At 45.3% G+C, this 12,548-nt stretch carries 10 protein-coding genes; all 10 read right to left on the reverse strand.

What is annotated here, in order from left to right; translation table 11 throughout:
• Positions 1-65: 65 nt before the first annotated feature.
• Entirely contained in the window at positions 66-1,238 is a 1,173-nt protein-coding gene (locus AC1DUA_RS10985) for an MFS transporter (protein ID WP_477499779.1), read from the reverse strand.
• A 189-nt stretch (positions 1,239-1,427) separates the two neighbouring features.
• A complete protein-coding gene (locus AC1DUA_RS10990) occupies positions 1,428-2,924 on the reverse strand; it encodes an MDR family MFS transporter (RefSeq protein WP_477499780.1) in 1,497 nt (498 codons plus the stop codon).
• Positions 2,925-3,290: 366 nt separating this feature from the next.
• Complete coding sequence (locus tag AC1DUA_RS10995) at positions 3,291-4,382, reverse strand: MFS transporter (RefSeq protein ID WP_477499781.1); 1,092 nt, start codon at positions 4,380-4,382, stop codon at positions 3,291-3,293.
• A 62-nt stretch (positions 4,383-4,444) separates the two neighbouring features.
• On the reverse strand, positions 4,445-5,464 hold the full coding sequence (locus AC1DUA_RS11000) for an ROK family transcriptional regulator (RefSeq protein ID WP_477499782.1): 1,020 nt from the start codon (positions 5,462-5,464) through the stop codon (positions 4,445-4,447).
• 276 nt (positions 5,465-5,740) lie between these two features.
• Positions 5,741-7,570 (reverse strand): glutamine--fructose-6-phosphate transaminase (isomerizing), encoded by a 1,830-nt coding sequence (gene glmS, locus AC1DUA_RS11005; RefSeq protein WP_477499783.1) that lies wholly within the window; start codon positions 7,568-7,570, stop codon positions 5,741-5,743.
• A 459-nt stretch (positions 7,571-8,029) separates the two neighbouring features.
• The gene (gene glmM / locus AC1DUA_RS11010; RefSeq protein WP_477499784.1) at positions 8,030-9,370 is read right to left on the reverse strand and encodes a phosphoglucosamine mutase; all 1,341 of its coding nucleotides are present in this window, start codon (positions 9,368-9,370) and stop codon (positions 8,030-8,032) included.
• 28 nt (positions 9,371-9,398) lie between these two features.
• Positions 9,399-10,694, reverse strand: a complete 1,296-nt coding sequence (locus tag AC1DUA_RS11015; protein WP_477499785.1) for a CdaR family protein — start codon at positions 10,692-10,694, stop codon at positions 9,399-9,401.
• Entirely contained in the window at positions 10,687-11,502 is an 816-nt protein-coding gene (cdaA, locus tag AC1DUA_RS11020; protein ID WP_127456697.1) for a diadenylate cyclase CdaA, read from the reverse strand. The genes AC1DUA_RS11015 and cdaA overlap by 8 nt, the downstream gene beginning before the upstream one ends.
• Before the next feature lie 177 nt (positions 11,503-11,679).
• Complete coding sequence (locus tag AC1DUA_RS11025) at positions 11,680-12,285, reverse strand: zf-HC2 domain-containing protein (RefSeq protein ID WP_477499786.1); 606 nt, start codon at positions 12,283-12,285, stop codon at positions 11,680-11,682.
• Positions 12,286-12,354: 69 nt separating this feature from the next.
• Positions 12,355-12,548, reverse strand: a 194-nt coding sequence (locus tag AC1DUA_RS11030) for a sigma factor-like helix-turn-helix DNA-binding protein (RefSeq protein ID WP_477499787.1), incomplete at its 5' end; no start/stop codon positions are given.

A 12,548-nucleotide genomic window follows, 5' to 3' on the forward strand; every position in this document is an offset into this window, starting at 1 on the left:
ACCATAGTGTGCTATCAAATGCTTGTAAATATGAGTCAGTTCGAATTAGTTTTCGCCATAAATATTTAATGTGATGTAAGAGTTGCGTAATAACGTTTAAATTTGACAGAGTAAATTAATACATAGATTACGATAAGCGCGGCAACCGAATTTAGAACAACTAAGGAGAAGTTCAAACTAAAAAATTGAGTCAGCACTCCGACTCCAATTGGAGGAATAATGAATCCCGCATAGGCACACAAGTAAAAAGCCGAGATGACTCGTGGCCGTTCCTCTGGCTTCGGCAATTGACCAGCGAACCTTAAAGCGGCTTGAAATGACCAGCCAGCGCCAATCCCTTGAATGAGCATGCCAGCCCAAAGTAAAAATAAATTTTCTTTTTGCCCCGAAAAAACAGTAATCCACGGTCCGATGGCTAGGAACACGATACCAATACGCAACCGCGTAACCGGGTTTTGGACCCAAGGAAAGAATTGTATTAAGCCCCCCACACCTAGCAGCATTAACATTAGCAACCCCGCTATAGAAAGGTTAGAGGTATGAATGACGTTTTTAACAAAAGAAGGGATCAGAGATAATACAATGCCTCCTAGCATGAAAAAAGTAAACGCAGGAAGCCCAATTATTGAGAAAAAGTGGGAACGAATATTGTCGGGAATACCCAGTGAGACCTTCACTTTTGGCGGTTTTTGTGAATCTTCCAGCTTCGGTAATAGTTCCAGGAGTACCCAAGAGGCCACTAACATGACGAGCAAGAACCAAAATGGCATACGCAGCGGCTGAACATGTATATATTGCACGACTAAACCTGAGATAGCTGGGCCCATGCCAAAGCCAAGGTTCACAATTACACCTGAGAACTTGATTGCCGTACTCACTTTATTGGAAGAGGTCTGTTTTAATAGAAAAGCAGTGGCCGTACCTGTAAAAGCACCATATGCGATGCCTTCCAGAATCCTTGCCAAATAGAGCATCCAGACGTTATGGCTCATTATAAAGAGCAGCGTCGATACAATGGATATCCATATACTTATGCGAAGCACCCTTTTTAATCCCCAAGAGTTCCCTTTGGCTCCAACGATAAGCAAGGTAGGCAGCAAAATCACGGCATAAACCGCGAACAAAATGGTGATTTCCAGGGAGCTTAGTTGATAATATTTCCCATATAGAGGGAACAAAGATGATATATACGTAGCTCCGCATGACATCATAAGAACAATCCAAAGCATTCTTTTCATACAAGCCTCTCTCCTCTCAATTACTATTAATAGTTCAGCCTGAGAACTCTTTTTGGGATAAAAAGAGACAGATCTGTATCATACTCCTCCATAAATAATACAGACAGATCTGTACCATGTCAATGGTATGTATAGCTTACAAAGCCAGAAAAAAAAGCCTTAGCCGACTAACAGCCAAGGCTATGTGCATTAGTGACCCATCATCATCGCAGGATCAGGATTCTCTCCACCAGCGGTTCCTTCTTCTTTCTGCTTCTTCGGTTTACGCAAAATGAGTGATAGTGCGACACCCGCGGTTGCGATGCATGCGGACAAGAAGAACGTATCGCCGTAACCCTGTACCACGGCGTTCAGCGGATTCGCTCCCGCTCCTGCGCTTGCGGTGTAAGAAGCGATTTGCGATGTCAGGTAGCCTGTCAGACCCGCGACTGCGAATGAAACAACGACTTGCTGAGCAGCTGTTGTCAGAGGTGTGACGCGGCTCACCAGATTTCGCGGCGCTGAGTTCAAGACATGTGTGTTGAGCGGCATCATGGAGAAGCCCATGCCTAGACCCATGATGCAGATGCACAGGATGATAACCCAGAGCGAGGTATCCACCTTGATGCTGGACAGCAAGAATAAAGCAACCGATACGGCAGCTAGGCCACTGAAGGCGAGCGGGCGAGCGCCGATCTTATCAAACAGCCGGCCGCTGATCGGCATGCCGATTCCCGCGAATATCGCTTGCGGCATCAGAATCCAACCTGTTTCAAGCGCGGTATAGTGCATGACACCTTGTAAATAAAGGGGTACAATCAGCATTGCGCCGAACAATGCGAGCTGTACAATCCACGTCAAGATGATACTGCGTGTAAAATCGGAAGACTTGAACACTTTCAGCTCCAGCAATGGATGCTTCTGATTTAGTTCCACGAAAATAAAGATAATGAGCGCTATGCCGCCGACGGTCAATCCCGTGATCGCCGAAGTGGAAGACCAGCTAGTTCCTCCTTCGCTCACGCCGTACGCCAGCACGGAGAAGGCAATCGGCGCGAGGCACATACCAAGGACATCCAGATGCGGCGCCTCATGACGGGCGGATTTCGGCAAATATTTATACCCGAGGATGAAGGCGATAATGCCGATTGGCAAATTGATGATAAAAATCCAGTGCCAGCTGACAGAATCGACCAGCCACCCGGATAGCACAGGACCGAACGCCGGTGCCATCAGCATGGGAATGCCGAGTACGCCCATGATGGATCCACGGCGCTCAGGAGGCGCTAGCTTGAACACCATGGCCATCCCGATTGGGGACACCATGCCGCCTCCAAGACCTTGAATGACGCGGTAAATGATTAGCTGTTCCGGCGTTTGAGCGATGCCACATAGCACAGATCCGATCGTAAACAAGGCGATCGTAATCATGAAAATTCGCTTGGAGCCGAATTTATCGGTCAACCAGCCTGCAAGTGGGATGACGGCAGATAAGGCCAGCGTATAGCCGGTGACTGTCCATTGGATCGTCTTCAGATCGGTGTTGAAGTATTCCACGAGTTTTGGGATTGCATTATTGACCACCGTGCTGTCTAAAATAACCATAATCATGCCGACAATAATGGCTATGAGCGGCGGCAGAATGGCTTTCAGCGAGAAGTCGTTCCCTTCGGCTGCCGCTGGTTTTGCTTGTTTAGAAGCTGACATAGGTCCCTGCTTTCTGCTCATCGAGCTTGGATGATTGAAAATGATGGTTAAGGAACTATGAATCTGTGTTCTTCGATGGACGCGCAGATAGGGGCGTTGTTTGGACTCTATTTTAATTTGTCAATTAAGCTATCAATTATACCTAAAATCAAAAACAAACTATCACTTTATGCAAATTGGTATTATTGCCATTTTCTTGATGTGCCATGGTCGATGCAACGCACAAATAAGACCTGCTTGATCAGCAGGTCTTGAATATTTATAGAAGTAGATTAACAAACTACACCAAAGGCCGAAGTAGCCCGGTCATTTCTTTTTCCGTTTTTGTTTGCATACTAAATTCCTTTCCAAACATCAGATAGCATTTTAAAAATGTATCCCTTTAGATTGCTTATGATTTTTCAATATATAGTTAACTTTCTCCGCACTCATCATCATCAAAAGAATTCCAAAACGTTCTGGCGTTTCATGCAGCAGACCAGGGTAAATAGGGGCAAGCCCCAGTCCAATAAATATGAGCCCAACCATGAACAGCTGTGGCAAAGGAAGGAACAGCATTAATCCACCAGCAATAGCCAAAATCTGACCATACCGAATAAGAATACGATTATGGACTTTGAGAGTAAGAAAACCAGTAATCAGCCTTCCAATAGTTATTCCTCCATAGTACATAGAAATCCCAATGGCAGCTGTCTCTGCAGTCATATGTTTCACACCTACCAGATAGCTAGCTCCCCATAATCCTACCGTGGATTCAACCCCACAATAGAACAAGAAAGCGACTAGCGTGTTTTTAACACCTTTGATCTGGAGGAGATTACTGGTGGAACTACCTGCAGGTAGTATCCGTTCAGATTCGACTTGATTTTGTTGAAACTCACTGTCTTGAATCTTCACTTCCCTAAGAACAGCGATACGCTTCCATAGGGGAAGAGCAGCAAGCAGTATGACTGCGAGTGTGAACTGAATCATCGATACCGCTGAGTAACCGTCTCTCCATGAGTTATGTTCACCGATAAAATATGAAATAATTATTGGCCCGGTAGTGGCCCCTACTCCCCAAAAACAGTGCAGCCAGTTCATATGATGCGCTTTATAATTCTCAGCTACATAATGATTAAGTGCTGCATCAATAGCTCCTCCGCCTAGACCAAGAGGGATGGCTAAGAAGACAAGCCAAGTTAGTGAAGGTGCCATAGAGAAACCAAGCAGCGCACCAGCAGTAAGGACACAGCTAATCAGCGTAATTTTGCCCGTCCCTACTCGTTGGACCAAACTCCCACTCAGTAGACTGGATACGATGGTACCTCCCGCCACAATCATGGATAAGATCCCCGCGAAGCCAAATGGAGAGCCCAGATCGAGCCGCATTTCAGGCCATGCTGATCCTAGCAAAGAATCTGGAATTCCTAGGCTAATAAATGCTAGATAGATAATAGTTAAAAACATCGTTGCCATAATATCACTTCTTCCTTCTAGAAAGAATTATTTAAATTTACTTAAAGATCTAATTCTTTCTATCAACAATCAGTAATCATTAAATTAAGCGCTAAATGCTGCAACCCAATCAAATAATCCTGTCTCCAATTACTCATCAAAAGCTTAGGCAAATGTTCCTGCGGGATGTAAGCCGAAGCTCTTTCAGCGATCCTGTTCAAGAGTACTTCGTCTACTTCATCGTCACAGAAAACCACAGTCCGAGGGTTCAGTATGGCTGCGAATGTAGCAATTAAACGTGCGATGGCATCCGTTTGGTTGTCACCAGCTAACAACATACGGCGATTGCCTTGACCCATCTGTAGCGCTTGCAGAAAGGATTGATTTTCAAACTGGGGGACGAAAGAAATCTCACCTGAGAAAAACGTGCTACCTCGCACAACATTGCCGTTAATCATAATTCCGGAGCCCGGTCCATTTTGACCGAAATATAGATAGACCAGCGACTCGTTCTCAAGCTCGTAATTCGATGCATACCCAAGTACCGATGCATTCATATCATTTTCGACGACGACCGGTATTTGAAATTTGGATTCGAATTCTCCTTTCAAATCATAGTTAAAGAATTGCTGATAGGGCGGGATAAAGATGATTTTCCCATTATTAACGGCACCTGGAACCCCGATAGCAATTGAACGGAGCCTTGGGTATTTCTCAATTAACGTTTCAATAAGATCCGCAAGCGGTTGYTCATCTTGTTGTAACACACTTGACTCAGTTCCCTGCTCCTTGACCTCCCCAATACAGTTAAATATCGAATAATTGGTCTCATTCTTTTCAATAAAAATGGCAAGTCCCAACATATATTCTGGATCATAGGTATAGCGTTTTGCCCTTCTGCCACCATTAGAATCATCATCACTTGTATAGCGGATCTCTCCGTCTTTCTCCATCTGAGCCATAAATTTGCTTATTGTCGGAAAGCTTATCCCCAATCGTTGGCTGAGCTCCGCTTTCGTAGCACTACCCAGCGTGATCAGTCCTGCTCGAATCCGATAAATTAACGGCTCCCTTAACTCTTTCGTCTTAAAAATGTTCGTCACGGATATCAAAACCTTTCATTAGACAAAGTAATGAGTACTTATTAAACTGTTTTAATAAGTTTAGATCATCTTATCAGAAGTCTCGAGTAAGGGCAATACAAGTTTAGTTGTTTTTCTTATGGCATACAAAAACAACCATTTTCTCGCCGAGGGGGCCTCTTGACTGAAGGAATGCTTATTCTGTTCGAAATGACGGTCGATAGTTAACAAAAAAAGTCCCGATGACTGTATTAGCTCACCGGGACTAACTAAGAGATTACTACTTAGGACAAAGCTTTACTCCACTGTCACACTCTTCGCCAAATTCCTTGGCTTATCAACATCATTCCCACGCGCCAAGGACGCATAGTACGATAGCAGTTGCAACGGAATAACCGACAGTGCTGGGGAAAGAACATCCAGCGTTTTCGGAATAACGAACGTGCTGTCTACTGACTTCACCAGCTCGTGCTCGCCTTCAACAGCGATTCCTAGCACATTTGCTCCGCGCGCTTTTACTTCTTTAATATTGCTGACCGTTTTCTCCAGCAACTCAAGCTGAGTACCAAGTGCAATCACAGGAACGCCATCCTCAATTAGCGCTAGCGTACCGTGCTTCAATTCACCTGCTGGATAAGCTTCAGAGTGAATATAAGAGATCTCTTTCAGCTTCAGAGAGCCTTCTAACGCAACCGCATAATCCAAACCTCTGCCGATAAAGAAGAGGTTATCATGTTTAGCCATCTCTTCTGCTACGACTTTCAGAGCCTCTGCTTGAGCAAGAATCTCTTCTACTTGTTCAGGCAACTGTTTCAAAGCTGTAATCATCTCAGCAATTTCCGCTTCCGTTTGTGTCCCAATTGTTTGTGCCAAATGGATACCAAGCAGATAGAAAGCAATCAACTGAGACGTGTAAGCTTTTGTTGATGCTACCGCAATTTCTGGTCCGGCCCAAGTCGTGATAATATCGTCCGCTTCACGAGCAACTGAGCTTCCAACAACGTTCGTAATCGCCAGAACATGCGCGCCACACCGCTTCGCTTCACGAAGTGCTGCTAGGGTATCCGCTGTTTCACCGGATTGGCTAACAACAATCACTAGAGTATCCTTCGTGATAATTGGGGAACGATAACGATATTCGGACGCAACATCCGTCTCAACCGGAATTCGCGCCATTTTCTCAATCACGTATTTCCCAACCATCCCTGCATGATATGCAGTTCCACAGGCCACAATATGCACACGATTGATCTTGCGGATTGCTTCCGCTGTGATCGACAGCTCATTTAACGTTACTTTGCGGCCGTCCGTAGCAATACGACTTCCCATAGTATCTCGATAAGCTTTAGGCTGATCGTAGATTTCTTTCAACATAAAGTGATCGAATCCGGCTTTTTCCGCCGTAATAATGTCCCAATCGACATGAAACATTTCCCTGGAAATAAAATTTCCTTCCAAAGTCATTAATTCGACACCATCACGCGTCAAAAGCGCCATTTCGCCATCATTAAGAATAAAAACATTACGCGTATATTCGAGAATAGCCGGGATATCAGAGCCAATGAAGTTCTCGCCTTCACCGATACCGATAATTAATGGGCTAGCTTGACGTACGGCAACAAGACGATCCGGTTCATACTCTGTTAAGACACCTAATGCAAATGCGCCTGTCATTTGTTTTACGGCTTTTTGAACGGCTTTAAGGATATCTCCCTCATATAAATCAGCAATAAGGTGCGAAATCACTTCTGTGTCTGTTTCAGAGATAAACTCATGGCCTTTAGCCGTTAGCTCTTCTTTCAGAGAAATGTAATTTTCAATGATCCCGTTATGCACAACAGAGAACTTCAACGAATTATCCGTATGAGGATGCGAATTCACATCTGACGGCTTGCCGTGCGTGGCCCAACGGGTATGTCCGATCCCAACGCTTCCGTTCAGAGGGGTTTCCTCCAGCTTGGATTCAAGATTCGCGATACGGCCCTTTGCTTTCTTAATTTCCAGACCATTTGCTGTATACACGGCTACACCTGCAGAGTCATAGCCCCGATATTCAAGCTTTTTCAGCCCTTCCAGCAAAATTTCCTGAGAATTACGCTTTCCAATATAACCAACGATTCCGCACATAGTGTAGTACCTCCATAGTTTTATAAGCCTATTCAACAAGGCTATTTTTCAAAGATCCAAATTCAATATATAAACGATTATCTATAAGTTCGCATAATAAAAAAACGGACGTTGGATACTTGTCAGCCCGGTCGCCCAAGCGTTTTTGCTCTCCAACTTAACGGCATTCCTAATGCCGGAAGGTCCCCGCCGAATGTTTCGAACACCTTCACCTCGTCAACTCACCTGCGTAGTAGTAGCTTTTACTACATTCCCGTTCCGCCTGCGAGTTCTGGCGCTATTTGTAAATGAATTACCTCTATCCTGCCTTTCCTTCTTGAGTAAATACATCATATTCATTTTTCAGTCATCGTGCAACTTATTTTTTCTATCAAAATCCCCCTATTCGCCCAAAAAAGCACACATTAATGCTAAAAAGCGCGAAAGGGGAACTTCAACAAACGTTAACTCACCAAATGGCTAAACCAATTGCTCTTGGATAACCTTCGCAATATCATACACATAAGCCTCAACTTGCTCTTTATCCGGACCTTCCGCCATGACGCGGATTAACGATTCCGTTCCCGAAGGACGCACGAGAACCCGTCCGTTATCTCCAAGCTCAGCCTCCACCTTACGAATGGCTTCTTCGACGACCGAATTATTCTTCAGCTTACTCTTATCTGTTACACGAACATTCACGAGCAGCTGCGGGAATTTACGCATAATGCCTTTTAGTTCACTCAGTTTATGCCCTGATGCAACTATCGTGTTCACCAACTGAAGAGCAGTTAGAATACCATCTCCCGTCGAGATGTAATCGAGGAAAATAACATGCCCGGATTGCTCTCCACCTAGGTTATAGCCGCCTTTGCGCATCTCTTCCATGACGTAGCGGTCGCCTACTGCCGTTTGCAGTGCTTTAAGACCTGCTTTTTCAATCCCTTTGAAAAAGCCGATATTCGCCATCACCGTCGTCACAATCGTGCCGTGGTTCAGCTTGCCTGCGCGGTTCAGCGCATCCCCTAGAATGCTTAAGATGAAGTCTCCGTCGACTTCCTCGCCCTTCTCATCAATCGCGATCAAGCGATCCGCGTCTCCGTCAAAAGCAAGACCAATGGCTGCGCCATGTTTCACCACTTCTTCGCGAAGCTTCTCAGGATGCGTAGAGCCGCAGTTATCGTTGATATTGCGGCCATTCGGCTCAGCGCCGATGGTGATGACTTCCGCTCCCAGCTCGCGGAAGATCGTAGGTGCCAGCTCATAGGCTGAGCCATTCGCGCAGTCAAGGACCACCTTGTATCCAGCGAAAGACTCGGATACAGTCTCTTTCAAGAACGCCAGATAATCAAGCTTCGCATCTGCGTTATCTGAAACCGTACCGATTTCGCCGCCAACTGGGCGAGGCAATTCATCTACAGCTGCATCCAGCAGCTGTTCAATCTCAAGCTCCGTCTCATCCAATAGTTTGAAGCCGTCGCCCCCAAAAAACTTGATGCCATTATCCTCAACCGGATTATGGGAAGCGGAGATCATAACGCCTGCATCCGCTCCGAGCTTTTTCGTTAAATAAGCCACCGCTGGTGTACTAACAACACCAATGCGAATAACCTCAACACCAATAGATAGCAAGCCTGCTACGAGGGATGCCTCCAGCATCGGACCCGAAATACGTGTATCTCTCCCGATCACGACTTTCGGATGCTTAGCCTGTCTTGTTAATACATACCCGCCGCAGCGGCCAACCTTGTAAGCTAATTCTGGTGTCAATTCGTCATTAGCGACGCCGCGCACACCATCTGTACCAAAATATTTCCCCATGTCTCTTTTCTCCTCTTGTCTCATCCCATTATGGATTTGTTGCTTTTGGTGGTGCACTTGGTGATGCACTAGGTGCTCCATTTGCTGGTGTATTTGCAGGTGCTTTCTCGCTGATTTCTACAGTTGCCTTCACTTCTTGCGGTGATCCAAGCTTCACATAGGTTGGAAGGTTCAGAGTAACCTTCAATTCATGCTTTCCTGGCGGTAAATTACTTACATCCAGAATAGCCTGAATGTCCTGCACCTTTAGTTGATCTATGATGGTAGGAGCTCCTTCAACCGTTATGTTCAGCTGCGCCGTTTCCGGCGTCGTCACCTTCGTTACATAGTTTTCATTTGCACCGATGATGGTAATCGGGACATTCTCCAAAGCTCTGGTACTAGAAGGAACAATCTCAACCTTCACAGTAACTTTGGCAGGATCCAGTTGTGTTACTTTATTCCTCAAAGGAATGTCCAGTGAATATTCTTTTGATTCCTTCAAATCTTGAATWTTCAGCTGTGGACCCTGATAAAATTCCATCCGATCCACAACATCCTGAGTACCATACACCGTAACTTTATCTGGACTTTGCGTTACCATCGAGATGGCAAAGCCTTTTGGCGGCTCTCCGCTTATCTTTAACTGCAAAGGTATCGTCTGGAATGGACTTGTTATCGGGACCTCAACATCCACCACTGGCGGATTCATATTCACCGCAACTTCTTTGCCTTCCTTATCAAAAGCTTGCAGCTTAACTTGCTTCGTTACAGCAGACTGAGCCTTGTCGACGGAAACCTCGCCGCGTACATTCTCGATCTGTTCAAGCTTGCTCGTTTGCGCAGTAATGTACACTTTGTTAGGCTTCACAATCGGTTGGCCTGCTTTCAGCCCTGCTGATGGCGTGCCCTTAACATTGATAACGACAGGCACTTCTTTCATCTGCAGCTCTTCAATGATGAYGTGAACCGTTCTAGGGACAATCTGCACTTCGACATCGGAAGGGAAACCCACTGGGCTTAACGTAAGTTGATGATCTCCTTTGCCCACCTGGGTCAAATCAAGCTCGATCTGGTACGTATTGCTGGTTGTGACCTTCTTCACCGAAGATTCCTTCCCACTCAGAATAACCTGTACATTGGAAGGTGCCATCGACGAAATATGATAATGAGTTTCATCGTATTTCGTTGTAATGGCCACATTATTAATCGTTTCTTCCCGTTGTCTGAGGGGTGAGCTTTGAGATAAATTCGTCTCCTCCATATGCACAACAACCCACAGCAGAATGCTAATTACAAGCGCAACGATGCGCACAACATTCGTATTACGCAACCATTTATCCATTCGAACGCCCCCTCCACTTCAAGAAAGGGTTCTTCTCATTTGTCTTCGCCTTTGGCTTAAGCTCTTCGAACAATTTCGCGATCAGGGATTCCTCTTTAATATCCCGCACAATGTGCCCGTTCATCGTCAAAGAGATCTGGCCGGTCTCTTCCGATACAATGATACACATCGCATCAGAAACCTCGCTCATTCCAATAGCAGCGCGATGACGCGTGCCTAACTCCTTGGAGATGAATGGATTTTCAGACAACGGCAAGTAACAGCCCGCGGCCATTAATTGCCCTTGACGAATAATAACCGCTCCATCGTGCAATGGCGTATTCGGAATGAAAATATTAATCAACAGCTCAGCGCTGATTTTGCTCTCTATGGCAATACCGGACTCCACGTAATCCGTCAAACCGGTTTCTTTCTCAAACACAATCAAGGCCCCTATCTTTCTTTTGGCCAAATAATTCGCAGCCCGTATGACTTCACTGATTCGTTTGTTTACATCCTGATCTTCTTCGCTTGAGGAGCGGCTAAATAGCTTTCCGCGGCCTAATTGTTCCAAGGCTCGTCTAAGCTCGGGTTGGAAAATAATAATAACGCCCAATACCCCAAACGTAAAGGTTTGATTCATCATCCACTGCAGCGTACTGAGTTTAAACCAAATGCTAAATACCCATGTAATGACGACAACAAGAATACCCTTCATGAGCTGAATGGCCCTTGTCCCACGAACTAACAGGATCAATTTATAAATCACATAGCTAACGATCAGAATATCAACGATATCCTTAGCCGAGATGCTCGTGAGTAAGTCCATTATTATTCTCCCCCAGGCGACTGAACACAGTGATCTCTCTATACCTAGAATCATAACATAATCCTAAGTATACTTCTATTTTTCTCTCTTTATCTGAGTGTTTCCCAGTTGATTTGGTTCAATGTACCTAAAAAAAAACGCCCCCTTCGGCTCAAAGCCAACGGCAGACGTTTCAAGCTAATTCGAGAGCATCCCTACGAACTCGCCTAATTTATACCAAACCCAACCAATTGCTTCATTCACCTGTGTAACTTGACCCGAAATATGCGCGGTAGACGCTAAATTAAGTGTGCCATCGATAACAGTTAAGTTACCTGTTACATCACCTTCCACCTTCAGCGTTCCCCGTTGTACAACGAGATCTCCTTGCACAGTATGCCCCTGAGGTACAATAACCGTATCCCCTTGGATAATTACATCCTGTAGGTTGCTTCCTTTGACCATCAAGTTCGTATCATCATTCCACATCGACATGAAGCTACCGAACATGACCGCGCCGAAAACGACAGCTACCGAACCAGCAGGATGCCTGCGAATGAAGTCCATCCAGCCATTTCTTTGCTTCATTGGAGGCAATCCGCTCATAATCTGATCTGTCAGCGTATCAGAAGCTCTTAGTGGTGGCAGCATTCTAACCAGCGCATCTGTTTTCTCTAATTGTTTGAATAAAGCATGACAGGCCTGACAAGCAATCAGATGTTCTTTTAACAGCCGAGAATCCGATCCTTGCAAATCACCGTCTAGATATTCATGTATGAGCGGGAGGGCTTCTTTGCAGTTCACCGGGCAGCCACCCCTTTCTTAGACTTTTGCATGTTGTGATATACCATACGTTTCGAATTTAAATATGTTTCACCTTGGAACAGGATTTGTATTGGCATCTTGTTCCTCCTGCTCTAACCGTTTACGTAGATACTCTCGCCCGCGGTGTACACGTGTTTTGATTGTTGTTACAGGCATCTCCAGCACCTCTGAGATCTCCTGAAGAGACATGTCCTGCAAATAGCGTAAAATGACGATTGATTTATATTTTTCCGGTAATGTAT

The sequence above is a fragment of the Paenibacillus sp. 01T422 genome (assembly GCF_056398785.1).

What these genes read in the sequence shown, in the direction of transcription:
- AC1DUA_RS10985 (WP_477499779.1), bottom strand. Translation starts at nt 1,238, where the DNA reads ATGAAAAGAATGCTTTGGATTGTTCTTATGATGTCATGCGGAGCTACG.
- AC1DUA_RS10990 (WP_477499780.1), bottom strand. Translation starts at nt 2,924, where the DNA reads ATGTCAGCTTCTAAACAAGCAAAACCAGCGGCAGCCGAAGGGAACGAC.
- AC1DUA_RS10995 (WP_477499781.1), bottom strand. Translation starts at nt 4,382, where the DNA reads ATGGCAACGATGTTTTTAACTATTATCTATCTAGCATTTATTAGCCTA.
- glmS (WP_477499783.1), bottom strand. Translation starts at nt 7,570, where the DNA reads ATGTGCGGAATCGTTGGTTATATTGGAAAGCGTAATTCTCAGGAAATT.
- glmM (WP_477499784.1), bottom strand. Translation starts at nt 9,370, where the DNA reads ATGGGGAAATATTTTGGTACAGATGGTGTGCGCGGCGTCGCTAATGAC.
- cdaA (WP_127456697.1), bottom strand. Translation starts at nt 11,502, where the DNA reads ATGGACTTACTCACGAGCATCTCGGCTAAGGATATCGTTGATATTCTG.